Source organism: Streptomyces sp. B6B3 (genome assembly GCF_039871525.1).
GTDB lineage: Bacteria > Actinomycetota > Actinomycetes > Streptomycetales > Streptomycetaceae > Streptomyces.
The window spans coordinates 15,772-42,229 of record NZ_JBDPLU010000025.1 but is presented as its reverse complement, the minus strand read 5'-3'; the positions used below and the strand labels follow the sequence as shown (position 1 = coordinate 42,229).

The following is a 26,458-nucleotide window of genomic DNA, read 5'->3' as shown; positions in this document are numbered from 1 at the left end:
TCAACTCCGCAGCCGGGCGGCGAGGTCGGCCATGGACGCCTCGGGCCGCTCGTGCAGCAGGCGCACGGCGTCCGCCATCAGGCCGAGCAGGCCGTCCACCACCTCGGGCGCGTACGCCGTCGCGCCGTACTGGCAGGTCAGCTCCGCCGTGTCGGTGTGCACCTGCACCTTGACGCCCGGGTGCAGCTGGCTGCCCTCCGTGGCGGGCAGCCGCACCGGCCGGGCCACCACCGCCCCCGCCCGCCAGGGAGCCGGGGCGGCGCCGCGCACCTGGAAGAACACGTAGGGCGGGGTGTCGATCGAGCCGTACCAGCTCGGATAGAGCTCGCGGACGATCTCGCCGAAGGGCATGTCCGAGAACCGCATGGCCTGGTGCGTGCGGGACCTCACCTCCAGGAGCAGGTCCCCCAGCGCCCGGTCCCTGGACACCGGCAGCCACAGCACCGACAGGTTGGAGAAGCGGCCGATCAGCGCCTGCGCGCCGTAGCCGGCGCGGAGATCGACGGGAAACAGCGCGCCCACCCGCTCCTCGCCCGACCAGGCGCGCTGGGCGGCCAGCAGCGCGGTGCTGAAGACCATGAACGAGGTGGCCCGGTGCCGTCCGCGGATCTCGGGCAACGCCCGGGCCAGATCCGGGCCCAGGGCCAGCCGTGCGACCGCGCCGCGCCCCAGCGACCGTTCGCTGCCCGGGGCGAGCGGGGGCAGTCGCAGTTCGGGCTCCGCCACGTCGGGGGGCAGCCGCGGCCGCCAGTGGTCGAGGATCTCGTCGCGCAGCGCCGGCGTGAGCCAGGAGCGGTGCGCGACCGCGAAGTCGCTGTACCGGAAGGGCAGCGGCGGCAGGTCGGGCTCCGCCCCACCGGCGTAGGCCGCGTAGCAGCGGGCCAACTCGTCGTGCAGCAGGCGCAGGGACGCGATGCCGTCGCTGACCACGTGGTCCAGGCAGAGCACCAGGAGGTGTTCGGCACGGCGCAGCCGCAGCACGAAGGCGCGGAACAGCGGTCCTGACTGGATGTCGAACGGCGTCTCCACGCAGCCGCGCAGCGCGGACAGCGCCGCCTCCTCGACGTCCGCCGTGTCCGCGGTGTCCGCCGTGTCCGCCGTGTCCGCGACGTCCGCGGTGTCCAGCGGCGGCAGGACGTCCAGCGCGTCCCCCGCCGGACGGACGCGCGCCACGGGCGGCCGCACCTCGTCGGGCGGAAAACAGGTCCGCAGCGGTTCGTGCCGCCGCACCAGGAACTCCACCGCGCGTCGAAGCGCCGTCAATTCCAGCGGGCCGGTTATTCGGTAGGCCAGATAGAGATTGTCGAGGCGATGCCGCCCGGCGCACCGCTCCTGCCTTTCGAAGAGGACCTGGCGCTCCTGGAACCGTGATACGGAATACCTGTCCCCGGTCGGCGCGGGCGAGACATGAGGTCTTTTCCACGTCACCAGAAGAACCTCCCACCGAGTCAGGCCGATTCGTTACCCGGTGCCATGTTTCCGTGACGCCCACACGGCGTCAACGGAACGGCTGTACCCGGAATCCGGGACATGCCCAGCCGCCGCGCGACGGTTACGGTATTCGCCGATGATTGTCCTCGCGCCGTCACCGCGTCGGTGACCGTTCTCATCCTCTGCTCTCGCCCCATGAGTTGACTTCGCCACGATGAATGGAGGTCATGTGAATACCAGATACCTGCCGCGCCTCGACGCCATGATCCTGCAGGCGGTCGCGGCGGGTCTGTCCAGCGTGCAGATAGGCGCGCAACTCCACCTGAGCAGGCAGGCCGTCGACTACCGCATCGGGCAGATGCTGCGTGAACTGCGAGTCGTCAATCGGCCGCAACTGGTGTCCAGGGCCTACTCCCTCGGATTCTTCCCCGCCCGCAGCTGGCCGCCGCGATTCTCCCCCGAGTACATCAGGGAAGGCTGAATGGCCGCCTCGTCCACCGCCCCCGTGCTGCGCGACAGCCTGGCCCGCGCCGCGGCCGAGACGCCCCGCGCGGCGGCGGTCATCGAGTCCCGGCGGCGCGCCACGCGCGTCCTGAGCTGGTCCGAACTCGCCGAGACGAGCGCGTCCTGGGCGGCGTCGCTACGCCGCCGCCTCACCGGCGGCTCGCCGGCCGCGCGGCCGGCGCTCGTCGTTCCGGTGTCGAACACCCTGGAGGGCGTGCTGCGGCTGGTAGCCGCGCTCAGCGCCGAACTGCCCGTGTTCCCGGTCGGCGCGGCCACTCCGGCGCCCGAACTGGCGCGGCTCATGGACCTGGTGGCGGACGCCCACGGCACCGCCTACCGCATGCCGCGGGACCCGGACGGCGCGCCGGAGCGGGTGGCCGGTCCTCCGTCCGCGCCCGCGGCGGACGCCGACGTGGACTACCTCCTCGCCGGTGGCGGCACCAGCGGTCGCCCCCGGCTCTCCGCGGGCAGCTTCGGCGACGGTTCCCTCACCGGTCTGCGCCTGCTGCTGCGCAGGACCGGCTGGCGCGAGCGGACGCGCCAGATCGTCCTCGGGCCGCTGTCGCACTCCGCGCCGTTCCTGAGCGCGGTGGCGGGCCTCGCCGACCGGCACACGCTCGTGGTGCAGGGCGTCTTCTCCCCGGACCGCGCGGTGGCCACCATCGCCGAACACGGCGTCGAATGGCTGCAGGTCACCCCGTCCCACATGCGGCGGATGCTCGAGGCGGCGCCGCGCCGCGGCGACCTGGCCCGGCTGCGCGGCCTGCTGCACACCGCGGCGCCCTGTGACGTCGCGACCAAACGCGCCTGGCTCGACCTGCTCGGTCCCGAGCGGGTCTTCGAGATGTACGGCGCCACCGAGCAGATCGGCATGACCCTGGCCCGCGGCGACGAATGGCTCAGTCGACCCGGCACCGTCGGGAAGGGCTTCCTCACCCAGCTGCGAATCCTGGACGACGACGGCGCGGTGCTGCCCCCGGGCCGGGTCGGCACCGTCTTCATGCGGCGGGGCTCGCGGCGGAGCCGTGCCCTCGCCGGCGCGGCACCCGGGCTGCGGCACACCGTGGACGGCTTCCTGTCGGTGGGCGACCAGGGCCGCCTCGACGAGGACGGCTACCTGCACCTCGTCGGCCGCCGCGCCGACATGATGACGGTCGGCGGCAGCAACGTGTATCCCGCCGAGATCGAGCGCGTCGTCCTGGAACTGCCCGGCGTGCGCGACGTGGCGGTCGTCGCCCACCCGCACGCCGACCTCGGCAGCGTGCCGCACGCGCACGTCGTGCCGGCCCCGGGCTCCGGCCTCACGCCCGCGGACGTGGCCCGACACTGCCGCGCGGCGCTCTCGCCCGCCCAACGGCCCCGCACCATCGCCTTCGTCGCCGAACTGCCCCGGACGGACGCCGGCAAGCTGCACCGCTGGAGAGTCACGAACCACGCTCAGGAGGACACCGCGCCATGACGGGACCCCACCAGACCACCGCGGCCGACCAACGCGTCCGGGAGTCCGCGCTCACCCACCCCGACGTGCGCGAGGCCCTCGCCTTCCGACACGACGACGCCTGGGCGCTCGCCGTCGTGCCCGTGCGGTTCACCAGCGTGATCGAGATCCGCGAGCACCTCTGGTCGCTGCTGGCCGAGGACGGCCCCGCGCTCGTCGCGCTCGTCGACGCTCTGCCCGCGGACCCGGACGCGTTCGCCGCCACCCTGCCGACGCTGCCGGCGACCCGGATCACCCGCTTCGTGCCGCCCCACTCGGAGCTGGAGCGCACGCTGTGCGCCATGGTCGCCGAGTCCGTCGGCGTCCCCGACGCCTCCCGGGTCGGGCTGGACGACGACTTCCTGGACCTCGGCGCCGACTCGATGAGCGTCATCCAGCTGGTCACCCTCGTCCAGGAGTCGCTGGGCGTCGAACTGCCGCTGGAGGAGGCCGTCGACGCGGGAAGCGTCCGCGCGCTGGCCCACGCCGTCAGCTCCCGCTCGGGCCGGGACGCCTGACCACCATGTGGCTGGCCGACGGAGCCCGTGACGACACCGCGCTGGTCCATCCGGACGGGAGCGGCCTGACCTACCGCGACCTCGACCGCCGCTCGGCGGGCTGGCGCCGGCTGCTCTCCGGCCTGGGCACCAGGAGCCTGGTGGTGCTGTTCGCCCGCGCCGACGTCGACACCGTGCTGTGCTACCTCTCCTGCCTCGACACCGGGCACGCCGTGCTGTGCGCCGACCCCCGGCTGACGCCGGCCGCCGTCGACAGGCTCGTGACGGCGTATCGCCCCGAACTCCTGGTGCGTCCCCCCGCGCCACCCACCGCGGGCTACCGGCCGGACGGCGACCTCTTCCGGCGGATCGCTCCCGACGCCGGTCCGCCGATCCACGACGACGCCCGGCTGCTGCTGCTCACCTCCGGTTCCACCGGCTGCCCCAAGGCGGTGACGCTGTCCGCGCACAACCTTCTCAGCAACGCCGACAGCATCGTCGCGGCCCTCGGCATCACCCGGCACGACCGCGCGATCACCTCGCTGCCGCTCCACTACTGCTACGGCCTGTCGGTGCTGAACAGCCACCTGCGCGCCGGCGGCAGCGTCACGCTGACCACCGCGCCCTCCTCCGGTCGCGAGTTCCTGCGCGTCCTGCACGGCACCGGGGTGACCTCCGTCGCCGGCGTGCCGCTGACCTACCAGGCGCTGCTGCGGTCCCTGACCGCGCGCTGGCCCACGGAACTGCGCTCGCTCACCCAGGCGGGCGGCTTCCTGGCGCCCGACCTCCGCGACGCGCTCCGCACCACCGCGGAACGACACGAGGCCCGGCTGTTCCTGATGTACGGGCAGACGGAGGCCACCGCGCGGATCTCCGTCCTCGACGCCCGCGCCCACCCCGACCGCGTCGGTACCGTCGGCCGGGCCGTCCCCGGTGGCCGCCTGTCCCTGGCGCCCGACGGCGAGGTCCTCTACCAGGGGCCGAACGTCATGCTGGGCTACGCCGCGGACCGCGCGGACCTGGCCAGGGGCGACCGGCTCAGCGGGCTGTTGCGCACCGGCGACCTCGGATCGCTCTCCGCCGACGGCTTCCTCACCCTCACCGGCCGCGTCCGGCGCATCGCCAAGATCGCCGGGCGGCGGGTCAGTCTCGACGAGGTCGAGCAGGCGCTCGGCACCGCAGCCCGGCCGGTCGCCGCCGTTCCGGACGCCGCCGGCATCGTCGTCTACTGCGCCGGCGACCCGACCGGAACGCGGCGGCGGCTCGGCCCGATGTGCCGCGAACTCGGGATCCCCGCACCCGCGGTGCGGGTCGCCGCCCTGCCGGAGCTCCCGTTGACGCCGGCACGGAAGATCGACTACCCGCGGCTCGTCGCCCTCACCGCCGGGGCCGGGCTCACCGGGGGCGCGGAACGAGGAGCCGGTCATGGATGACGAGGAGCTCTGGGCGGCCCTGCGGTTGGGGGAGCGGGCGCCGGACGGGGCGGTCGAGGCGGTGTCGCTGCGCGCGCCCGGCGGCGTCGTCGCCCACCTCACCGTCGGCGCCGCCGAACCCGTCCGCTTCCCCTACATGTGCGCCGCGAAGCCGATCGTGGCCGCCGCGCTCCTCCGGCTCGTCCAGGAGCGGCCGGAGACGAGCCTCGGCGATCCCGTCCACGCCTACGTCCCGGAGCTGGACCGACCGGGAAAGCGGGAGATCACCCTGCTCGATCTCCTCACCCACCGGACCGGCATCACCCGGGAGCCGATCCCGCGCGGCTGGGACGAGGCGAGGATCCGCGCCTGGATCGCCGGCTCGCCCGTCGACACGGCCGCGCGCACCGTCCCGCGCTACGGGATGTTCACGTCCTGGTACCTGGTCGGGCTCGTCATCGAGAAGCTCACGGGGACGGACCGGGTGACGGCCGTCCACGACCTGGTGCTGGGGCCGCTCGGGCTGCGCATCGGCTTCGGTCCGCCGGCGCACCACGGGACGCCCCCGCCGCCCGTCGGCGTCCTGGACGCCAGAAGCGACGATCCCCGGCCGCTGGACTGGATCAGCGACCCCCGAGTGCTGGACGCGGCATGGGCCGGCACCGGAATGTGGGGGGACGTCGCGCAACTCGCCGCGTTCTACTCGTACGTGCTGTGCCCGCACCGGCCGCACGTCCCGGGGTCCCTCGCCCGCGCCCTCGCCCAGCTCTCCGACGAACTCGGCACCGGCATGACGGCCTGGGACGCGGGCGGGCAGGGCTGGGGCTACTCGGCCGGCGCCTACACCGGGTCCGGCTGGGTGGGCGCCCGGTTCGCCTTCCCCGCCGTCGGCGTCGACGCCGCGACGGGCACCTTCGGCTTCGCCGACCACACCAACGGCGTCGTCATGACCTACGCGTCCAACCTGATGCGGCTCAGCACGCCCGTGCTGCTGCGCCGGCGGCGGATCGTCGCCGCGGCGTACCGGCTGGCCGGCATCGAGGCGTTTCCCTGACGGTTCCAGGGCGCGGACCAGGATGCCGGCCACGATGCCGGTCGGGATTGCCGGTCGGGACCGGCTCGCGTCAGCCGGCCAGCGCGCGGCGCAGCGCCGCGGCGGCCTGGGGGATGCCGGCCGACGCCTTACCGGCGCCCTGGGCGAGCTCGGGACTGCCGCCGCCCCGGCCCTCCACGTGCGGCAGCGCCTCGGCCAGCAGGCGGTTGGCCGCCAGCCCTGCAGACCGGCCGGCGGCCGTGGTGGCGACGCAGACGGCGACCTTGCCCCCGTCCACCACCGAGAACAGCGCGACCACCCCGGGCGCCTGCCCCAGCCGGTCGCGGACCTGCGAGGCCATCGTCCGCAGTGTGCCGCCCGGCACGTCGTGGTCGGTGGAGACCACCGCCGAGACGCCACCCAGGCTCTCCGCCCTGCCCGCCAGCGCGGCGGCGGACGCCCGGAGCTCGGCCTGGCGTAGCTGCTCCAGCTCCTTCTCGGCCGACCGCAGCCGCTCCAGCAGGCTCTCGATCTTGGCCGGGATCTCCTCGCCCGGCACCTTCAGCACCTCGGAGATGTCCCGGACGAGCGTGCGCTCCCGGGCGAGATAGCGGAACGACTCGATGCCCACGTACGCCTCGACGCGCCGCTGCCCCGACCCCACGGAGGACTCCCCGACGAGCGCCACCGGGCCGATCTGCGAGGAGTGCGCCACATGCGTGCCGCCGCACAGCTCCCGGGACCAGGCGCCGCCGATCTCCACCACGCGGACGGTCTCGTCGTAGGTCTCGCCGAACAGGGCGAGCGCGCCGAGGTCCCTGGCCTCGGCCATGGTCATGTGCGCGACGCTGACGGGCAGGTCCCTGCGCACCGCCAGGTTGGCGACCTCCTCGATCTCGCTGCGCGTCGCCTCGGAGAGACCCTGCTGCCAGGCGAAGTCGAGCCGCAGGTAGCCGGGCTTGTTGAACGAGCCCCGCTGCAGCGCGTTGGGGCCGAGGACCTGCCGTAGCGCGGCGTGCACCACGTGGGTGCCCGAATGGGCCTGCCGGGCGCCGGTGCGCCACTCCGGGTCGACCCTCGCCAGCACGTGGTCGCCCTCGCGGAGCTCGCCCGACCGCACCCGGACCTGGTGGACCCACAGCTTCCGGTGCACCTTCTGGACGTCCAGCACCTCGAGTTCGAGGCCGTCGCCCAGCATCGTCCCGGCGTCGCTGGCCTGCCCGCCGGACTCGGCGTACAGCGGCGTGCGGTCCAGCACGACGTTGACGACGTCACCTGGCTCCGCGCTGGCGACGCGGGTGCCCTCGCGGACCACGCCGCGGACGGTCGCCTCGCTCTCCAACTCCTGGTACCCGGTGAACTCCGTGGCGCCCAGGTCGAGCAGCGGCTTGTACACCGCGCCGTCGGCGTGGCCGGTCTTGCGCGCGGCGGCGTCGGCCTTCGCGCGCGCCCGCTGCTCGGCCATCAGCTGACGGAACCCGTCCTCGTCGACCGTCAGGTTCTTCTCGGCCGCCATCTCCAGCGTCAGGTCGATGGGGAAGCCGTAGGTGTCGTGGAGTTGGAACGCCTTGGCGCCCGGGAGCACGGACCCGCCGGCGGAGGAGGTCTCCCTGACCGCCAGGTCGAAGATCTTCAGGCCGCTGGCCAGCGTGGTGAGGAACGCCGTCTCCTCGTTCTCCATGACGGTCGCGATGCGCTCGAAGTCCGCGACCAGCTCCGGGTAGGAGGGCGCCATCATGTCGAGGACCACGGTCGCGAACTCCCGCAGGATCGGCTCGTCGACGCCCAGCAGCCGGGTGGAGCGCACGATGCGGCGCAGCAGCCGGCGGAGCACGTAGCCGCGGCCCTCGTTCCCCGGCGTGACGCCGTCGTTGACGAGCATGACGCCGCTGCGCGCGTGGTCGGCGATGACGCGGAAGAGCACGTCCGTCTGGTGCTTCGCACCGTACTTCTGACCGCTGAGGTCCTCGGTCCGGTCGATGACCGGTCGCAGCAGGTCGGTCTCGTAGACGTTCGCGACGTCCTGGAGCACGATCGAGGTCCGTTCCAGGCCCATGCCGGTGTCGATGTTCTTCGCCGGCAGCGGGCCGAGGATCGGGAAGTTCTCCTTGTCCGTTCCCTCGCCGCGCTCGCTCTCCATGAAGACCAGGTTCCAGATCTCCAGGAACCGCTCGGTGTCGACGGCCGGACCGCCGTCAGGACCGAACTCGGGGCCCCGGTCGTAGAAGATCTCCGAACACGGGCCGCACGGTCCCGGAACGCCCATCGACCAGAAGTTGTCCGCCTTCCCCAGCCGCTGGATGCGGCTCTCGGGCAGTCCGGCGATGCCGCGCCACAAGCGCACGGCCTCCTCGTCGTCCTGGTACACCGTGACCCACAGCCGGGCGGGGTCGAGGCCCAGGCCGCCGTCCGACTGCGCGGTGGTGATCAGCTCCCAGGCCCAGGAAATGGCCTCTTCCCTGAAGTAGTCGGCGAAGGAGAAGTTCCCCGCCATCTGGAAGAAGGTGTTGTAGCGCGTCGCCTTGCCCACTTCGTCGATGTCGCCGGTCCTGACGCATTTCTGAACGCTGGTGACCCGCTTGTCGGGCGGCGTCACGTCACCCAGGAAGTACGGCTTGAACGGGACCATTCCGGCATTGACGAAGAGCAGGTTGGGGTCGTCGAAGATCAGCGAGGCGCTGGGAACCACCTTGTGCCCCCTGGCCGCAAAGAAGTTCTGGAAGCGCTGGCTCAGTTCGTGCGTGCGCATGCTCGCGTCCTCGTCGTGTGACCGCAACCGTCAGGAGGCCACGCAGCGTCGCCACGTGACCCCCTCATACACTACCGGCCTGCGGGGGGAGGCCGGGGAGCCGACGCCCGCCGCCGCCGGGCCGCCCGCCGGGGCGCCACGGAGGGTGCGGAAGCGGTGGTTCGGTAATGTCCAAGCGGTGCGCTGAATAGTGCTCTTTCCCGCCTCTACGCTTCCGTTCCAGGCGCCTGGCCGGACGGGACCACCGGGCGCCCGGAGCCGCTTCGCCTCGCACTGCCCACCGGCACCGCCGCGCGATCACGGTCTCAGCCGCGCCCACCAGGCGCTCACGCCAGGACGCTTCCGTGTGGTCGCCCCACCACAGGCACTCGGCAGCCTCGACGGCCGGCCGGGACCACGACCCCGCGGAGCAGCACCCCCCACACTCGACGGCGCAGGAGGAGACCAGGATGAAACGATCAGTCGCACGGCGACTCCCCGTGGTGGCGACCGCGATGGCCATCGCGGCCGCGACCTGTGCGGTGCTGACGACGTCCCAGGCGTCGGCCGTGGCCGGCACCGCGACCGGCTACGCCTCCCAGAACGGCGGGACCACCGGCGGCGCGGGCGGCGAGACCGTCCGGGCCTCCACGGGCACCGAGATCCACGAGGCGCTGTGCGGCCGGGCCAGCAGCGACACGCCCATCATCATCGAGGTCGAGGGCACCATCAACCACGGCAACACCAGCGACGTCGACGGCGACAGCTGCAACACCGCCGACGACGTGATCGAGCTCAAGCAGATCAGCAACGTCACCATCGTCGGGGTCGGCGGCGGGGCCGTCTTCGACCAGCTGGGCATCCACATCCGCGAGGCCAGCAACATCATCATCCAGAACGTGACCATCCGGAACGTCAAGAAGTCGGGCTCCCCGACGTCCAACGGCGGAGACGCCATCGGCATGGAGAGCGACGTCCGCAACGTCTGGGTGGACCACACCACCCTGGAGGCGTCGGGCGGCGAGGACGAGGGCTTCGACGGCCTCTTCGACATGAAGAACAACACGCAGTACGTGACCCTGTCCTACAGCATCCTGCGCAACTCCGGCCGGGGCGGGCTCGTCGGGTCCAGCGAGAGCGACACCTCGAACGGGTACGTCACGTACCACCACAACCTGTACGAGAACATCGACTCCCGCACGCCCCTGCTGCGCGGCGGCATCGCCCACGTCTACAACAACCACTACGTGGACATCCACGAGTCCGGCATCAACTCCCGGGCCGGGGCCCGCGCCAAGGTGGACAACAACTACTTCCAGGACGCCCACGACGTACTCGGCACCTTCTACACCGACGAGGCCGGGTACTGGCAGGTCAGCGGCAACACGTTCGACAACGTGACCTGGTCCGAGCCGGACGAGGAGACCAACCCCGCGGGACCCGACCCGCAGTCCAACACCTCGGTCTCCATCCCCTACGCCTACGACCTCGACGCGGCCGACTGCGTGCCCGCCATCGTCGCCAGGACGGCGGGTGCCGGCACCGGCCTGGCGGAGTCGGACGGCAGCTGCTAGGCCCGCGGCGGCGACGGCCGTCGCCGCCGGAAGCGGCCGGACCCACCGACTGACGAAGGCGAGCGTCACCGGTCGGAGTTCGGCGACAGTACCGCCGCAGTGCCACCAGCGCTGCGGCGGTACTCCGGCGTCGCGGCGAACCGCCGGCGCCGTCACCGCCCCCGACGGGGTTGCGTCCGCGGCGCGGCGGGCGGCGGCAGGTCCGCCAGCCCGTTCATCCGCTCGGCCACCCGTGCCTCGCCGGGGGAGTCCAGGGCGTCCACGACCGTGCCGTCGGCCAGGAACAGCACCCGGTCCGCGGCGGCCGGCGGCCGGGTCGTGGGTGACCATCACCACCGTCTGCCCCGTCACGTCGACGACCTCCCGCAGCAGGGCCAGCACGTCCCGGCGGGAGGCCAGGTCCAGGGCCCCGGTGGGCTCGTCCGCGAAGACCACGTCGGGCCGCGTCACCAACGCCCGGCCAGCGCCACTCGTTGCTGCTGGCCACCGGAAGGCTCGGCGGGCCGGCTGGCCCGCGTCTCGCCGCGGGCCGCGGACGCCGTCACCGCGTCCGAGGTCGACGCCGTGTGCCGGGCCGTGGACCGGATTGCGCTGGCCATCGAGCTGGTCGCGCCCCGGGTGGCCACCACCCCGTTGCCCACGGTGGCCCGGCAGCTGAGCACCCGCGGCGCGCTCCCCGACGCGCTGCACGCCGCCATCGACTGGAGCTACCGGCTCCTCACCGACGAGGAACGGGCGGTGCTGCGGGCGGTGTCCGTACTCGTGGCGCCCTTCACTCCGGACGCCGCCGCGGCCGTGGCGGAACGGCCGGGCACCGCCGAGGCCCTGGCCCGGCTGGCCGACAGGTCGCTGCTCGCCGACCGCACGGCCTTCGCCGCGATGAAGGCGGCGTTTGCCGGGGTGTCCGGCTGCCTCGACCGGCTGGAGTGCCCCGTCCACCTGGCGGTGGCCAACGACCGCGGGCCGGCGGTTCCGCCGTGGCCGGCTACTTCGGCGTGTTGCCGCCGCCGCCGTCTGGGCCGTAAGCCGCGAGATCCTCGTCCAGGGAGTAGTCCGGCGGGCTGGTGACGAGCCGGCCGTCGCGGAAGTCCACGAAGCTGTTCCCCGCCAGGTAGAGGTCGTCGGTCCTGAAGAGCGGCTCGACCTGCTGCCCGTCGGGGGAGATGCGCGCGATCTGCCCCGATGATTCACCGTCGAAGCCGGCCTGATGGACGATCACGCCGTCCTCGTCCGCGTCCAGCACAACCTGCGCGGAGAAGTCCGTGGCCTCGTAGGACCACTCGACCTCTCCCGTGGTGGCGTTCAGCGCGGTCACGATGGGATCGCTGAAGATCGTCGACGGGGAGGCGTAGAGCCGGTCGCCGTGCACGGCCATGCTTTCGCAGTCGTCCACCGGGCTGTACACGACGGTGTCCCCACGGCACGCCTGCTCGCTGTAGGCGGCGGTGTCGTCCGCCCCGAGGCCGATGTTCTCGATGGGCACCTGGCCGGTGATCTGCCCGGCCTCGTCGATGAAGGCCAGTTCGAGCTCCCCGCCGAACTCCTGGTCGCGCAGGGTGACGATCAGGGGCGAGACGCTGTTGATCTTCGACAGCCAGCGCCCCTCCGGCAGGTCGAGGCTCCACAGCGTGTCGCCGGTGGCCGGGTCGATGTTCTCCAGCCGGGAGAAGGGCGCCGACACCGCCCCCGTGGCGGGGTCGGTGACCGTGGCGCAGGTGCGCCGCCGGATCAGCAGTTCGCCGCCCGCCAGCGCGTCCACGGCGCAGACCTCCTGGCCGGTGGTGAGTTGCTGCTCCCGGGCGTAGTCCGTGTCGTTGACGGACTGGCCCAGCGCGTCGTACATGGCCGCCGCGGTCGAGATCGGTTCGCCGTCCTCGACGCGGTGCAGGTTCCAGCCGCCGAGCGTCTGGACGGCGTAGGAGGACCCCGCGATCGCGATGTGGAAGCTGAGCGGGTTCTCCTCCGGCTCCAGCGGCCGGCTCCATCCGGTCTCGCCGGTGGTCAGATCGATCTGGGTGATGTTCTGGCCGCAGTTGTGCTCCCCGTGCCCGATGACGATCAGGCCGTCCTCGGTGGTGGTGGCCGGCACGCAGACGGCCGTGCCCTCCACTTCGAGCGACCAGGCCTCGGAGCCGTCGGCCACGGCGTAGGCGGTGAACACGTTCCCGGTGGCCTTGACGACGGTGTCGCCGACCGGCCAGAAGCCGGTGGGTCGGTCGCCGTCCTCCGCGCCGTCCTCGTTGACCGCCCACATCTGCCCGCCGGGAGTGTTGGGATCGGCTCCTGTGGACCGCCCGCCGCCCTCGTCCTCGTCCTCGCCGGGGCCGAACACGAACCAGGCGCCCCCGGCCAGCGCCAGCACCAGCACCACGACGAGCACGGCCACCATGGGGGACCGGCCCCCGCGCCGCCGTCCGCCGGCCGGCGGACCCGGTTGCTGCGGTCCCGGATACGGCCCGGGATACGGCCCCGGCTGCTGCCCGGGATACGGCTGCCCCGGCTGCTGCCCGTTCGGCGACGCGGCGTTCGGCGGTGCCGCGTACGGCTGCGGCGGCTGCTGCTGCTGCGGCGGCTGCCCGGGATAGGGCTGGGCCTGCGGGTATGCCTGGGCCTGCGGGTACGGCTGCTGCGGCGGCTGCCCGGGTGGCGGGGGCTGTCCGGGCTGTGGCTGGTAGCCGCCTGGCGTAACTGACATGGCGTTCTTCTCCCGCTCCTGCTGCTGACCGATCAGGACGTCCCGCACCGGTCGTGTGTCCTCGGGCCTGGGCTGGGTGACGAACCCGGCGTCCGAACCGCGGGCGTCGCTGATCGGCGCGCGCCCGCGCTGTCAGCCACGGATCGCGCGCCCGTCAACTCCGGCAGCCGTGGTGCCCCTCCTGTACGCCAAGGATGGTGACGCCGCTTTCCTCGCGCTTTCACCGCGCGCCGGGCGACTCCCGGTGGGTCAGCAGCGCGGACGCGGCGTCGGCGAGCAGGGGGAGTTCCGGGGCGTCCGGCTCCTGCCGTCGCCCCGCTCTCGGGTCCGCGGAGAAGAGGAGAACATGTGCGAGACCGTCGCCGGTCCGGCCGACCGGGATCAGGCGCCCCGGCGGGCGCGCCGTCAGGTGGTGGCCGTGATGACGGTGGTCATGGTCACCGCCACGATCACCGCCTCCATGTCGCGGATCGCGGCGCGCACGCTCTCGCCCGCCCACTGCCCGGCGGCGATCGCGGCCATCCGGTCGGCCACCCGCTTACGGGGAACGCCGGGGAACGCCAGCCCGTGCAGCTTGGCGGCGTGAACCAGCGCGACGAGTCCCGCGGTCCGTTCGTCGGGGTCGGCGCCGTCCAGGACGGCGTCCCGGAGCCGCTGCCGCAGCTCCGCCTCCGCCGCGCCGTCGGCCTCGGGGTAGCGGCGCACCGGGAACAGACCGAGCCACTTCTGCCGCCGCTCGACCACCACGCCGCGCTCGCACAGCCGCTCCACCGCCGCGTCGACGGCGGGGGAGCGGTCCTTTGTCAACCAGTCCTTCACGCGGCGCTTCTCGTGGCCGCCCAGCCAGGACTCGAGCAGGGCGAGCCGGAGGTCGAGCAACGGCTCACCGGTGGGCGTCGCGTCCGCCAGGGCGAGGTTCCTGCCCTCGACGGACACCCGCCCGGCGAGGACCAGCTCCAGCAGGATCCCGCCCGCGACGGCCCAGCCCGCCGCGTCCCGCTGCTCCTTCGCCCCCGACTCGTCGTCCAGGGACAGCAGCATGATCTCCTCGGCCAACGTGACGGCCATGCCGGGTCCTCCGCTACGCCTCGTGTTCGCTACTGCCTACTGCCTACTGCCTGCTGGCCTGCTGGTCTGCTGGTCTGCTGGCCTGCTGGCCTGCTGGTCGGCTGGTCAACTGTCGCCTGGTCAGACGCGCGCGGTCACCCCGGAGGTTCGGTCCGGTCAGTCCGCGGGCCGGGGCGAGGTCTCGACCAGCGAGGCGGCGCGCAGCGTCGCGATGTGGTCGGCGGCCACGTGCAGCTCCACGTCGACGTTGCCGGCGGCGTTCTGCCGCTGCAGGCCCGCGAAGCCGAGCGTGGCCCCGTCGGCCCAGGCGCAGACCGGGATGCTGCTGATCCCGCCGGTGGCGGGGTCGGCCGCCTCCGCGTACTGGCACTTCATCACCGCACCGTCGAGGCCGGCCGGCTCCATCGGCTCCGGCTCGCCGACCAGGGTGAGGCTGGTGCCCGTGGCCGCCCCGCTCTGGCTGGCGCCGTAGTCGAGGAGCGCGTCCAGGGAGCGCCCCGGATCGGCCACCGCGCCCCAGAGGCCGTAGACGGTCATGGTGCTGACCTCGCGGGCGCCCAGCTCCGACAGGTCCGTCAACTGGGCGGCCTCGCCGGCGGTGATGCCGGCGAGGTAGGTGCCGGCGGTCCCCTCGGGCTCCCGGAGGCCGATCTCGGCGAGCTGGTCGCGGTCGAGGTCCGTGAGCTCCTGGGCGGAGCCGGCGATCCGGAAGTCGCCGCTGGTGACCGGCAGGACCAGCTCGTAGCTGACGTCCGCGTCGCCGCCGGCGTCGCCGTCACCGCCGGAGCCGCCGCCGGAGCCGCCGTCCTCGTCGTCGCCCATCAGGAAGACCGCCCCGACGAGCAGCGCCGCCACCACCACGACGGCGGCGATGGCGATGACCAGCGACCGGGACCGGTTCCCGCCGGGGTCTCGGGGATCTCCGGGGCCGCCGGGACCGGGGGCCTGCCACCGCTGCGGGGAGGGCCGCGGATACGGCTGCGCCGGAGTTCCGGACCCAGGTTGGCCGCCCTGCGGCGGCAAGCCGTAACCCCCTTCGGGCCCGGCCTGGCCGGGCTGCCCGAAACTCACGAACGCTTCCCCTTCGTCAACGGCCCGCACCAGCCCAGCGCTTGGTCAGCCCGCGTTGGCGTTCAGCCTAGTGGCCGGAGAACGCCGGCCACCGGGGCGGCGCCCGGTCGAGGAGCGCGGACGGCCGGTGCGCCGCCGCCTGGTGTGCCGCGCTCGCCGTCGATCACGAGGGCGGCGCACGTGCTCGTCCGCGCCGCCGGCAGCCCCGCGGGACCGGCCGCTGCCGAGGCGGTCCGTGACGCGTGGGAAACCGGGTGCGGAAGGTGCTCGCGGGGGAGTTCCGCCACCCGCCCCTGGCATATTCGCGCCAGCGGTCGGCAGATTGCTCGCGAAACCGACCGGGTAGGTGGTTCGTGCAAGTACCGCTGCAAGTTCCGCTATCCCTGATGTGGGAAGGTGACATGAGTCCGCACCCTGTGACAGAGATGGAACGCGTGCAGAGCGACGCCGAGTTCGACCTGGTGGTCGGCGAGGTGGAGATGGACATCCCCGAGCACGGGGCCACGTCCATGGCGAGCCCGCAGGTCCCCGAGACCTGCCAGGCGATCTACTGCTGCTGAACGCGTCGGCATGTCCCACGCCGCCAGAGCCGCGCTGTGCGTGCTGCGCGATCCCGGACCTGAGGTCCCGCGTGCCACGACGGCTGTGACGCGCGTGGTGGATGCCGTGAGGAACGGTTCCGCGCCCGGGCTGTTACCGCCGTTCGGCGTGCTCGGGCCGGAGAACACCCTGATGACCGGGGGAGAGCCGTGCGGTCCGGCGGATGCCCGCCTGATCGCGGGGGCCCTGGCGGGGCGGCGCTTCGCGCCGCTCGCGGCCCTGGTGGAGCGGCTCGACTCCTGGTGTCGGAGCAACGGTCCCGGCTGCGCCGGAGTCCTGGCTCCCGGAGTCCTCGAGGTGACCAACGGGGAGCTGTTCGGGCCCCTGTTCGGCGAGATCCTGCTGGCCTGCGCCGCCGGGTCCGAGGACGAGGCGCGGCGCCTGGCGGCGCTGCGGGTCGCGCAGTGCGAGAGCTTCCTCGGCGTCTTCCTCCAGCGGCTGCAGACGGACGGCCCGGACCTGGGGATCCGCGGTGCGGTGACCCGGCTGTGGGCGCACGGCGAGGAGACGCACAACGGCGGCCAGCGGGTGCTCTGCCTGGAGCGGGCGGACGGCACCCGGCTCGCCTACAAACCACGCCCGGCCTCCGGGGAACTGCTCCTGCTCGCCGAGGGCGGCGTGTTCGACCTGCTGAACCGACTGGCCCCGGCGTCGGGCCAGGTGCGCCTGCCGGTGCTCCCGGCCTGGCGCGGGAAGGGCGACGCGGGCTACCTCTGGCAGGAGTGGGTCACTCCGCCGTCCCGGCACCAGGGCGTGCTGCGCGAGGAGGACGGCTGGCGGATGACCGGCACCGTGCTGCCGGAGCCGGACGCCGAACGCTTCTGGCGGCGCGCCGGGGAGCTGACCGCGGTCTGCTACGCGCTGGGAGCCGCGGACCTGCACGCGGACAACGTCGTCGTGGGCTGGCGGGACGGGGAGCCGGAACCGCTGCTGTATCCGATCGACCTGGAGACGTACTTCGCGGACGTGCCTCGGCTGCCCACCACGGGGCTGACGTACCACCCGCTCGCCAGCGGCGGCCACCACCATCCGGGCCTGGAGAGCGGTGCGCGCTGGTGCTCGCTGGCCGCCGTGCCCTGCCACTGGCGGCGAGGCCCCGCGGGCACCCTCGAACTGTGGCGGACGGAGCAGGCCGTGGGCCGCGTCGCCGCCCCCTCGCTGGTCGCCGACGCGCGCGGGCGCACCGGCTACGGGCCCCATCTGCCCGCGATGCTCCGGGGCATGTTCGACGCCTGGACCCTGCTGTGCCGCCACCGCGACACCGTGGTGCGGTTCGTCGAGGAGCGGCGGAACGCCCATCACGTCCGGGTCATCCTCCGGCGGACCGCCGACTACTGTGCGGCCCTGCGCGGTGCCGGGGAGCTGGAGACGTTCGGCGCGGACGAACGGGCGCAGCTCGCGCGGGGCGACGTGCCGTACTTCTTTCGGTCCGCCGCCGGGGGCGGGTTGCTCAGCGTCGGCGAGGAGCCGCCCGCGCGGCGTTCCGCGATGCCCGAGGAGGAGTACTGGCCGCCCGCGACCCCCGTGGTGAGCGGGGCGCGCTGGCGCCTCGAGGGCCTGGGCGTGGCGCTGCGGGACGCGGTGGAGCACGTCTTCGACGAGGCGCCCGCGGCCGAGTCGGCGGGGGTCTCGATCGATGTGGGCGCGCCGGGCGAGGGCCAGGTCGCGTTCGCCTGGCCGGAGCGCGACCGGCGCGTCGTCTACCGCTGGGAGGGCAGTCGGGCGCGGATGCGCGTGGCCGAGCTGTCCGCGCCCCTGGCGCCGCCGGCGACCGGCCCGGCGGCCGAGGTGCGGCGCAGGCTGCTGCGGCTCGACCGCGTCGACGCGGCGCTGCGCGCCCCGTGGCGGGCCGGCGGGTTCGCCGACGCGGCGCTGGAGGAGAAGCTCCACCGGCTGACGGACGCCGGGCTCGTCTGGCTGCGCACGGTGGTCGACCGGCACGGCTGGCCGGGACGGGCGCTGGTCGGGGAGCGGGCCGCGGCGGTGGCCTGCCGGCTGGTCCAGCACGCGCGCGGCGAGGTGGCGTTCCGCACCAGCTGCCTGGAGCTGATCCGGCGAGCGGCCGAGGCGGGAGACATGCCGCCCCGCGAGATCGCCTACGTGACCGACGCGTTGCGGCTGGCCGAGGAACGCCCGCAACTGTACGGCACCAAGTTCGAACGGGTCGGCGACCTGCTCCGGCCCTGCCCCATCGAGGACCCGGAACGGGTGGACGAACGCCGGGCCGGGCTGGGCCTGGAGCCGCTGGCCCGGTACGCGCGCCGGGTGCGCGAGACGTTTCCGCTCAGCTCGCCCGTGGAGGAGACATCGTGACGACAGACCGGGCCCCGTGGCAGGAGACCGTCGCGGGCGCGTGGGGGCGGGAGCCTGTCCGGGTCGGGGATCCGGCGGGGGAGACCGGGCCGGATCCGGCGGTGGCCCCCGACCACGCCTTCGCGGTGATGACCGCGGCGAGCGCGTCGTTCCGGGCGGGCACCCGGGCGCGGAGCCTGCCGGACGTGCGCTTCTTCAGCACGGGCGGGCAGTTGCGGGCGCCGGGCGAGCTGTTGCCGGGGCCCGAGGACCCGGACGCCGATCGCTATCTGGACCGGGTGCGGCACAAGCTCGGCGACGACGGGCTCCTGCTGTCCGTGACGCAGCCGCTGCTGCTGGACTTCGCCCTGTGGTCCCGGGTACGCGATCTGGTCGCCGGGCTGTGGCACCTGGTGGGCTGGCCCGCCCTGCCGGTCACGGCCGAACTCACCGCGGGCCACGGCTACCTGCGCACCGCGGGCCTGGCGCTGCCGCCGCGCCACGCCGGGCTGGTCTGGGTGCTGGGCGGCGAGCTGACCGTGCGACTGTGGCGGGAGCGGGCGGACGGCGCGGAGCCCGACGCGGACGCCTGGGACCTGGAACTCCGTGGCGCGCCCGGCGACCTGCTGTACTGGCCGGGCGGCTACCGCTTCGCCGAGGCGTTCGGCGAACGCTGCCTCGCGCTGCGGCTGCTCGTCAGCGCCGAACACCGGGCGGCGGTGGCCATCGTGAAGAACCTCATGATCGAGGCGGCGCAGCGGGACGCCGCGTACGCCGACGGCACGGTGCCGTATCTGCCGGCCGCGCCCCCGCTGTTGCCCGACGGTTCGGTGGCCGTCGCCGCCGCGGACCGGCACACCGGCGACCTGGTGCGGCGGACCGCGGACAGCCCGGACCTGGCCCGGACGCTGCGCGTCCAGTGGGCGGCGCGGCGCTCGGCGGCCGGGCTCGAACCGGTGCCGGGCCCGCGGCCGTCCGAGGAACCCGGGCCGCGGGCCGAGGACCGCGTTCGCGTCACCGGCGAGATCGTCCGGCTGCCGGACGGCCCCGGACGGGCGGTGTGGGCGGTCAACGGGCAGCTCCTGCCCGTCGCCGGGGCGGCGGGCGAACGGCTCGGCGCCGCGCTGCGGCCGGGACGGACCCTGGGCGTGCCCGAACTGTGCGCCGAGGTGGGCGCCGGGGACCGCAGCGCAGGCGTGCTGGCCCTTCTGGGCCGGCTGCACCGACTGCGCGGCATCGACGTCGTGGACGTCGTGGACGTCGTGGACGACCAAGGGTCCGAACCGGCCCAAGCAGCCCAGGGGTCCCAAGCGGCCCAAGCAGCCCAGGGGTCCCAAGCGGCCCAAGCGGCCCAGGGGTCCCAAGCAGCCCAGGGGTCCGAAGCGGCCCAAGCAGCCCAGGGGTCCGAAGCGGCCCAGGGATCCGAAGGAGGAGCCGAGGCATGACACGGCTGGCCGTCATGGACACCCTGGACTGGGACGTCTTCGTCGAGCGCTACTGGGACCGGCAGCCGGTGCTCGTCACCTCGCCAGGCGCCGCCCCGTTCGAGGAGACCGAGATCTTCCACGCGGCGGTGGCCGGGACCGTGCCGCCCGCGTCGCGCTACCTGCCGGCCAACGCGCAGTTCACCGTGGGCCGCGAGCAGCAGACCGAGCCGGGCGGGCTGCTGCCCGAGGCCGCCGACGGCTCGTTGGACGGGTACGCCAAACGGCTCGCGCAGCGGCTCGACGGGCGCCGGTACGCGCTGGTGGTGCACGTGCTGCACGCCTTCCACGAGCCGCAGTGGCGGCGCGAGCGGGCGTTCTTCTCCGGGCTGTGGGAACGCGTCGGGCTGCCGCTGACGGGCGCGATCACCACGCTGTTCCACGGCAGCTACGAGCACAGCCCGGTGGGGGTGCACAAGGACCGCTTCGCCACCTTCATGTACGGGCTCTCCGGGCACAAGCGGATGCGGTTCTGGGCCGAACGGCCGTGGTCGGAGCCGGTGTCCTCGGTGCTGGACTACCAGGGCATGCTGGCCGGGTCGTTCACCGCGGACGTCGCCCCCGGGCAGCTGCTGTACTGGCCGGACAGCTACTTCCACGTCGGCGAGAGCGCGTTGAGCGACCGGCCGGCCACCAGCGTCAACGTCGGCGTGCCGCGCGGCGGGCACCGCGCCAGCTACGACGTGCACGACCTCCTCTACGACAGCAGCCCCGAGTCGCTGGTGACGGGCGAGGGCGATCCCGCGCTGCTGCCGCCGGTGGCCGAGGGCCTGCTGGTGCCGCCGGGCGACGCGCCGGCCGCGTTGCCCGGCGACCTGCCCGAGGCGCTCGGCGGCGCGTTGCGCTCGTTCCGGGACCGCGGCACCGCGGACCGGGTCGCGGACCGCGCCGCGGTGCTGTCCCTCAAACGGTGGACCGGCGGCGGCTTCCTGCCCGCGCCGCCGCCCGCGCCCGCCGTGGAACTGGCCGAGGGCGACACCGTGCGGGCCGCCGGCCCGATTCGCTGGGCCCGGGCGTCCGACGGGGTGCTCTGCGCGGCGAACGGACACGTGGCGCGCAGCCCGCTGCCCCCCGACCGGCTGGTCGCCCTGCTCGACGCGCTCACCGCCGGCGCCGCGGTCACCGTCGGCGACCTGTGCGCCGGCGAGCCCGGCCTCCGGGCGGAGGCCCGCCGGCTGCTGACGACCCTGGAAAGCTTCCGGGCCCTCATCCGCACCGCGCCCCTCCGCTGACGGCCGGCGCCGTCCCGTCAGGGCGCCTCGCGGAGCACGGCCGCGCCGTAGGGGGCGAGGCGCAGCGGTCCTGTGGTGGAGGTGGTGTCGTCGGTGGCGAGCAGGTCGAGAGCGGAGGGCGCGTCGTCGGGGAGGCGGACGGTGACCTCGCCCGGGGTGTGGTTGAGGAGGAAGAGGAGTGGGGTGCCGTCGGGGGTGTGGCGGCGGGTGGCCTCGACGCCGTCCGGGGTGTCCAGGACGGGGGTGACGCCGGCGGCCGCCGTGGCGTCCAGGACGATGCGGCGCAGGGTGTCGGGGTCGGGGGAGGTGCCGAGGTAGGTGGCGGTGCCGGCGCCGTGGTGATGGCGGGTGGCGGCGGGGGTGCCGGTGAGGTCGCCGTCGGCGTAGGTGGCCAGGGGTTCGGCGCCGTCGGGTTCGATGACGTCCTGCCAGTCGGTGGCAGTGCCGGTGTGATCGGCGTACCGCAGCCCGTGGGTCCGGTCGGGCTGGAGCGGGTTGAACTCGTCGATGTGGATGCCGAGCAGTTCCCGGAAGGCGCCGGGGTGGCCGCCGGGGTGGACCCGGTCGTGCTGGTCGACGATGCCGGAGAAGTAGGACATCAGCAGGTGGCCGCCGGCGTGGACGTAGCGGGTGAGGCTGTCCGCGGCGGTGTGGTCGGCGAGGTAGAGGTTCGGGACGACGACCAGGCGGTAGCGGGTGAGGTCGTCGGTGGGGCGGGCGAAGTCGACGGGGATGTTGGCGCCCCACAGCGGCCGGTAGTGGTCCAGCACGCGGGTCTTGTGGTCGAGGTCCTGGGAGGGGTGGTTGGGTCCCTCCAGGGCCCACCAGTTCTCCCAGTCGAAGACGATCGCGACCTCCGCCGGATCGCACGCCCCGCCGGTCAGCTCCGCGAGCCGGCCCAGGTCGGCGCCCAGCGCGGTGATCTCCCGCCAGGTGCGGGTGCGGGTGCCGCCGTGCGGCAGCATGGCCGAGTGGAAGCGCTCGGCGCCGGCCCGCGACTCGCGCCACTGGAAGAACATCACGGAGTCCGCGCCGCGGGCGAGGGCCTGGAGGGACAGCACGCGCATCCGGCCCGGGGCGCGGGCGGAGTTGCGGCGGCGCTGGACGTTGGGCCCGGTGGCCGACTCCATCACCAGCCACGGCCGGCCGCCGCCCAGCGAGCGCATCAGGTCGAAGTTCCATGCCGCGTAGACCTGGCCCTCCGGGTCCCAGGTGTTGGGGTAGATGTCGACCGAGACGACGTCCTCCTGCTCGGCCCAGCGCCAGTAGTCCGGGTGCTTGAAGGCGCCCATGAAGTTCGTGGTGACCGGCAGCTGGGGGGTGTGCCGGCGGACGATGTCGCGTTCGGCCGCAAAGCACTCCAGACCCGCGTCGTTGGTGAAGCGCTGGAAGTCCAGCCGCTGGCCCGGGTTGGGCCCGGACAGCAACGGGCCGCCCGGGGTGCCGATATGGCCGAAGGAGTCGTAGCGCTGACCCCAGAAGGCGGTGCCCCACGCGTCGTTGAGCGCGTTGACGGTCCGGTAGCGCTGGGCCAGCCAGCGCCGGAAGTGCGCCGTGGAGACCGGGCAGTGGCACTCCAGGCCGGTGTACTCGTTGCCGATATGCCACATCGCCAGCGCCGGATGGGCGGCGTAGCGCTCGGCCAGCCGCTCGGCGATCCGCGCCGCGTGGTGGCGGTAGACCGGGGAGGACGGGCAGTAGTGCTGGCGCGCGCCGAACGCGAACCGGCGGCCCTCGGCGTCCAGCGGCAGCGTCTCCGGATGCTCGTGGGCCAGCCAGGACGGCGGCGAGGAGGTCGGCGTGGCCAGGTCCACCGCGATGCCCGCGTCGGCGAGCAGGCCCATCACCTCGTCCAGCCAGCCGAACTCGAACACCCCGGGACGCGGCTCCAACAGCCCCCAGGAGAAGACCCCGACGGTCACCAGGTTGACCCCGGCCTCCCGCATCAGCGCCACGTCCTCCCGCCACACCTCGGGCGGCCACTGCTCCGGGTTGTAGTCACCGCCGAAGGCCAAACCGCCCAGCCGTTGCCGGAGACCGGCCAGCGGCTCCTCGGCGCGATCTCCAGGGGACACGACTCTCTCCTTCGAACGGGTTCGGTCACGGGGGAAGCGGGCGGAGCCGGGAAACGGCGGACTCGGGTCTCCGGCGTCAGCCCTTGAGGGAACCGACGGTCAGGCCGGCCCGCCAGTAGCGCTGCATGGCGAAGAAGACCACCATCAGCGGAAGCGTGGAGACCAGGGAGCCGGTGATCACGACGGTGGTCACCTCCGGCATGGTCATGGACTGCTGCTGCCAGCCGTACAGGCCGAGGGTGGCCGGCCACAGGTCGCGGTCGGTGAGCATGACCAGGGGCAGGAAGAAGTTGTTCCAGATCGAGACGAACGAGAACAGGTAGACGGTCACCAGCGCGGGGGAGAGGATGCGGGACGCGACGGTGGTGAAGATCCGCACCTCGCCGGCGCCGTCGATGCGGGCGGCCTCCAGCAGTTCGTCCGGCATCGCCGCCGCGGTGTAGACCCGGCAGAGGTAGACCCCGAAGGGGTTGACCAGGCAGGGCAGCAGAACGGCCCAGTAGGTGTCGGTCAGGTTTAGCCGGCTCATCAGCAGGAACAGCGGCAGCGCGAGCACCGTGCCGGGGACGAGGACGCCGCCCAGGATCCCGGCGAAGACGGCGTCGCGCCCGGCGAAGCGGAACTTGGCCAGCGCGTAGCCGGCGAACGCGGAGACCACCGTGCTGCCCAGCGCGCCGAGCCCGGCGTAGACGGCGGAGTTCAGCAGCCACCGGCCGAAGACGCCGTCCTCCGTGGTGAACAGCGTGTCCACGTTGTCCCACAGCCCCGACAGGAACCCGGCGTCGGCGAACCAGAAGCCGTTCGTGCCGCCCATCTCCGAGGTGTCCTTGGTCGCGGAGACCAGCAGCCAGAAGATGGGGAAGAGGAAGTAGAGGGTCAGCGCCCCCAGGAACAGCCAGGCCAGCGTCGCGGGGAACAGCCGCGCCGGAGCGGAGGAACGGGAGGCGGGGGCGTGGGTGGTCGGAGCGGCGCTCATTCGTCGACTCCCTTCTGCGCCAGGCGCATCAGCCCGTAGCTGAGGGCGAAGGTGAACAGCGCCAGGCTGACCGCGATCGCCGACGCGTACTGGGGGTCGTTGAGGCCGAACGCCTGGAAGTACGCGGCCATGTTCGGTGTGTAGGAGCCGGTGACGTTCGCGGTCAGGGAGCGGACGACCAGCGGTTCGGCGAACAGCTGGAGGGTGCCGATGACGGAGAAGAGACAGGTCAGGACGAGCGCGGGCCGCAGCAGCGGAACCTTGATGCGCCAGGTCACCGCCCAGCCGCCGGCGCCGTCCACCCGCGCCGCCTCGAACAGCTCCCGCGGCAGGGCCTGCAGCGCGGCGAAGATGATCAGCATGTTGTAGCCGGTCCACTGCCAGGTCGCGATGTTGGCGATCGACCACAGCACCGTGTCGGGGCCCAGGAAGTCCACCTCCCACCGGAGGCCGTCCAGCGTCTCGACCACCGGGCTGATCCCCGGCACGTACAGGTACGCCCACAGCACGGCCGCCACGATGCCGGGCACCGCGTGGGGCATGAACGCGGCGAGCTGGAGGAAGCGCCGTGCCCGGAGCACCCCTGCGTCGAACAGCAGGGCCATGGCCAGGGCCAGCCCCAGCATGACCGGGACCTGCACGGCGCCGTAGAGCAGCATCCGCAGCACACCGTTCATCACCTCGTCGTCCTGCAGGACCCGTTGGTAGTTCTCCAGCCCGGCGAAGCGGGTGACCGGGCCGCCCAGCCCGAGCCCCGACCACTCCTGGGCGCGCAGGCTCTGGAAGACGGCGTAGCCGATCGGGACGGCCTGGAACAGGAGGAAGAGGACCAGGAAGGGGGAGAGGAACGCCCAGCCGTGGCGGGTCTGGCGGCCGAGTCGCTCACGTCCGGGCCGGGGTGCGGGAGGGCTCGTGCTGGTCATGTGCGGACACCCAGTCCCTTGCGTTCGAGGGCTTCGACGGTCCGGTCCTGGGTGCTGGTCAACGCGGTGGTGAGCGACTCGCCCTCGTTCAACGCGACGGTCACGGCGTCGATGAAGTCGTCGCGCACCTGGTCCATGGTCGGACCCCAGATCATGGGCCGGGTGTGCGCGGCCGCCTCCCGGAAGACCTCGCCCGAGCGCTGCCCGCCCAGCACCTGTTGCGGCCGGGCGACCGCGGGCCGGTCCTGCCCGGACACCGACGCCGGGAACAACGCCGCGTTCTCCGGATCGCTCATCAGGTCGGCGGCCTCGCCGTCGGTGTTCAACCAGGCCGCGAACTCCATCGCGGCCTCCACATGCGCCGACCCCCTGACGATGGCCGTCGACGAGCCACCCCAGGGGCCGGAGGCGGGCCGGTCGGGATCCGCGCGGGGCAACGGGGCCGCCCGCCAGACGCCGTCCGGGTCGTTCGGGGGGTAGGAGACGAGGGTGGTCAGGCCCCAGGCCGGGGCCAGCCAGGCGGCGAGGGTGCCGTCCTGCAGGGCCTGGTGCCAGGCGGGATTCCAGTGCTGACGGATCGTCACCAGGCCGTCGTCCAGCAGTCCGGTCCAGTACTCCGCGGTCCGCCGCGCCTGCGGGCCGTCGATGCTCACCCGCCAGGCGTCGTCCTCGGTCCCGAACCACTCGGCACCGTTCGCCGCGGCCAGGGCCGCGAACCAGTACATGTCCCCCTGCGGGAACGCGGTGAGGTAACGCCCGGGAGCCGCCCGCCGCAACCGCTCCGCGACGTCCCGGAACTCCTCCCACGTCGAGGGCACCGGCAGGTCGTGGGCGTCGAGGAGGTCGGCGCGGTAGAACATGCCCATCGGTCCCATGTCCTGCGGCACCGCCCAGATCCGCTGGCCGATCACCACCTGGCGCCACGCGGCCGGGACGAAGGCGTCGCGCAGGCCGGCCGCGAGGTCGGTGAGGTCCTCCAGGTAGCCCGCCACCGCCAGCGTGGGGAGGTTCGGGTAGTCGGCCTGCACCAGGTCGGGAGCGCCCGAGCCCGCGACGATCGCGGCGGACAGGCGTTGGAAGAGGCTCGCGCCGCCGGCGGGCGCGGACAGCTCGACCCGGATCCGCGGATGCGTGCGGTTCCACAGGTCGATCGCGGGTGCGATGGGCGCCCAGCACCAGAACTGGAGCGTGATCACGCCGTCCGTGGCCCCGGCGTCGGAGCGGGAACAGGCGGCCGCCGCCTGGAGCGGCGCGAGCAGCAGCGGCAGCGCGAGAGCCTGACGCCGGGTGGGACGCCGCGCGTTGGTCCGGGTCATGCCGTCGTCCACCTCCTCTCCGGAGCATTGGGGATGTGGAAACTATCAACAATGTTTCCTGCAGCCGGGA

The 26,458-nt window shown here is 73.5% G+C and carries 19 protein-coding genes and 2 pseudogenes; 11 read left to right on the top strand and 10 right to left on the bottom strand.

What is annotated here, in order from left to right; all coding sequences use genetic code 11:
* Positions 1 to 1,428, bottom strand: coding sequence for a condensation domain-containing protein (locus tag ABGB06_RS33925; RefSeq protein WP_347597453.1), 1,428 nt, complete (start codon positions 1,426 to 1,428; stop codon positions 1 to 3).
* 232 nt (positions 1,429 to 1,660) lie between these two features.
* Between ABGB06_RS33925 and ABGB06_RS33920 the strand changes: the two genes are divergently transcribed.
* From ABGB06_RS33920 to ABGB06_RS33900, 5 genes are read left to right on the top strand one after another with little or no spacing between them, the layout of a single operon-like run.
* Positions 1,661 to 1,912 (top strand): LuxR C-terminal-related transcriptional regulator, encoded by a 252-nt coding sequence (locus ABGB06_RS33920; RefSeq protein WP_347597450.1) that lies wholly within the window; start codon positions 1,661 to 1,663, stop codon positions 1,910 to 1,912.
* Complete coding sequence (locus ABGB06_RS33915) at positions 1,913 to 3,394, top strand: AMP-binding protein (protein ID WP_347597447.1); 1,482 nt, start codon at positions 1,913 to 1,915, stop codon at positions 3,392 to 3,394. It abuts the gene before it with no gap.
* A complete protein-coding gene (locus ABGB06_RS33910; RefSeq protein ID WP_347597444.1) occupies positions 3,391 to 3,930 on the top strand; it encodes a phosphopantetheine-binding protein in 540 nt (179 codons plus the stop codon). The genes ABGB06_RS33915 and ABGB06_RS33910 overlap by 4 nt, the downstream gene beginning before the upstream one ends.
* A 5-nt stretch (positions 3,931 to 3,935) precedes the next feature.
* Positions 3,936 to 5,342 carry an AMP-binding protein gene (locus ABGB06_RS33905; protein WP_347597441.1) on the top strand — a complete coding sequence of 469 codons (1,407 nt, stop codon included), beginning with the start codon at positions 3,936 to 3,938 and terminating at the stop codon, positions 5,340 to 5,342.
* Positions 5,335 to 6,375 (top strand): serine hydrolase domain-containing protein, encoded by a 1,041-nt coding sequence (locus ABGB06_RS33900; protein ID WP_347597438.1) that lies wholly within the window; start codon positions 5,335 to 5,337, stop codon positions 6,373 to 6,375. The genes ABGB06_RS33905 and ABGB06_RS33900 overlap by 8 nt, the downstream gene beginning before the upstream one ends.
* A 70-nt stretch (positions 6,376 to 6,445) precedes the next feature.
* On the opposite strand, the gene alaS is transcribed toward ABGB06_RS33900, so the two are convergent.
* Positions 6,446 to 9,103, bottom strand: a complete 2,658-nt coding sequence (gene alaS / locus ABGB06_RS33895) for an alanine--tRNA ligase (RefSeq protein ID WP_347597435.1) — start codon at positions 9,101 to 9,103, stop codon at positions 6,446 to 6,448.
* 449 nt (positions 9,104 to 9,552) lie between these two features.
* Between alaS and ABGB06_RS33890 the strand changes: the two are divergent.
* Positions 9,553 to 10,653: pseudogene (locus tag ABGB06_RS33890) on the top strand (pectate lyase); the annotation flags it as partial.
* Positions 10,654 to 10,808: 155 nt separating this feature from the next.
* On the opposite strand, the pseudogene ABGB06_RS33885 reads toward ABGB06_RS33890, so the two are convergent.
* Positions 10,809 to 11,162 (bottom strand): annotated as a pseudogene (locus tag ABGB06_RS33885) (ATP-binding cassette domain-containing protein); the annotation flags it as partial.
* A 70-nt stretch (positions 11,163 to 11,232) separates the two neighbouring features.
* On the opposite strand from ABGB06_RS33885, the gene ABGB06_RS33880 reads away from it, so the two are divergent.
* Positions 11,233 to 11,724: a hypothetical protein gene (locus ABGB06_RS33880; protein ID WP_347597432.1), complete on the top strand. Its 492-nt coding sequence runs from the start codon at positions 11,233 to 11,235 to the stop codon at positions 11,722 to 11,724.
* On the opposite strand, the gene ABGB06_RS33875 is transcribed toward ABGB06_RS33880, so the two are convergent.
* From ABGB06_RS33875 to ABGB06_RS33865, 3 genes are all read right to left on the bottom strand, one after another.
* On the bottom strand, positions 11,642 to 13,399 hold the full coding sequence (locus ABGB06_RS33875; RefSeq protein WP_347597429.1) for a PQQ-binding-like beta-propeller repeat protein: 1,758 nt from the start codon (positions 13,397 to 13,399) through the stop codon (positions 11,642 to 11,644). The two genes, ABGB06_RS33880 and ABGB06_RS33875, sit on opposite strands and share 83 nt — an antisense overlap.
* 357 nt (positions 13,400 to 13,756) lie before the next feature.
* Positions 13,757 to 14,419: a GPP34 family phosphoprotein gene (locus tag ABGB06_RS33870; RefSeq protein ID WP_347597426.1), complete on the bottom strand. Its 663-nt coding sequence runs from the start codon at positions 14,417 to 14,419 to the stop codon at positions 13,757 to 13,759.
* 156 nt (positions 14,420 to 14,575) lie between these two features.
* Positions 14,576 to 15,490 carry a hypothetical protein gene (locus tag ABGB06_RS33865; RefSeq protein ID WP_347597423.1) on the bottom strand — a complete coding sequence of 305 codons (915 nt, stop codon included), beginning with the start codon at positions 15,488 to 15,490 and terminating at the stop codon, positions 14,576 to 14,578.
* Positions 15,491 to 15,891: 401 nt separating this feature from the next.
* Between ABGB06_RS33865 and ABGB06_RS33860 the strand changes: the two genes are divergently transcribed.
* From ABGB06_RS33860 to ABGB06_RS33845, 4 genes are all read left to right on the top strand, one after another.
* Complete coding sequence (locus ABGB06_RS33860) at positions 15,892 to 16,050, top strand: hypothetical protein (protein WP_347597420.1); 159 nt, start codon at positions 15,892 to 15,894, stop codon at positions 16,048 to 16,050.
* Between the two features lie 106 nt (positions 16,051 to 16,156).
* Positions 16,157 to 18,403: a DUF4135 domain-containing protein gene (locus tag ABGB06_RS33855; protein ID WP_347597417.1), complete on the top strand. Its 2,247-nt coding sequence runs from the start codon at positions 16,157 to 16,159 to the stop codon at positions 18,401 to 18,403.
* Positions 18,400 to 19,827, top strand: coding sequence for a hypothetical protein (locus ABGB06_RS33850; RefSeq protein WP_347597414.1), 1,428 nt, complete (start codon positions 18,400 to 18,402; stop codon positions 19,825 to 19,827). Before ABGB06_RS33855 ends, ABGB06_RS33850 begins: the two co-directional genes overlap by 4 nt.
* On the top strand, positions 19,824 to 21,098 hold the full coding sequence (locus tag ABGB06_RS33845) for a cupin (protein ID WP_347597411.1): 1,275 nt from the start codon (positions 19,824 to 19,826) through the stop codon (positions 21,096 to 21,098). Before ABGB06_RS33850 ends, ABGB06_RS33845 begins: the two co-directional genes overlap by 4 nt.
* Before the next feature lie 17 nt (positions 21,099 to 21,115).
* Here ABGB06_RS33845 and ABGB06_RS33840 read toward each other — a convergent pair whose 3' ends face one another.
* The 4 genes from ABGB06_RS33840 to ABGB06_RS33825 all read right to left on the bottom strand — a co-directional run bounded on the left by ABGB06_RS33840 (position 21,116) and on the right by ABGB06_RS33825 (position 26,388).
* Positions 21,116 to 23,173, bottom strand: a complete 2,058-nt coding sequence (locus ABGB06_RS33840; RefSeq protein ID WP_347597408.1) for a beta-galactosidase — start codon at positions 23,171 to 23,173, stop codon at positions 21,116 to 21,118.
* Positions 23,174 to 23,249: 76 nt separating this feature from the next.
* Complete coding sequence (locus tag ABGB06_RS33835; protein WP_347597405.1) at positions 23,250 to 24,149, bottom strand: carbohydrate ABC transporter permease; 900 nt, start codon at positions 24,147 to 24,149, stop codon at positions 23,250 to 23,252.
* Positions 24,146 to 25,072 carry a sugar ABC transporter permease gene (locus ABGB06_RS33830; protein WP_347597402.1) on the bottom strand — a complete coding sequence of 309 codons (927 nt, stop codon included), beginning with the start codon at positions 25,070 to 25,072 and terminating at the stop codon, positions 24,146 to 24,148. Before ABGB06_RS33830 ends, ABGB06_RS33835 begins: the two co-directional genes overlap by 4 nt.
* The gene (locus ABGB06_RS33825; protein WP_347597400.1) at positions 25,069 to 26,388 is read right to left on the bottom strand and encodes an extracellular solute-binding protein; all 1,320 of its coding nucleotides are present in this window, start codon (positions 26,386 to 26,388) and stop codon (positions 25,069 to 25,071) included. The genes ABGB06_RS33830 and ABGB06_RS33825 overlap by 4 nt, the downstream gene beginning before the upstream one ends.
* Positions 26,389 to 26,458: the final 70 nt, after the last annotated feature.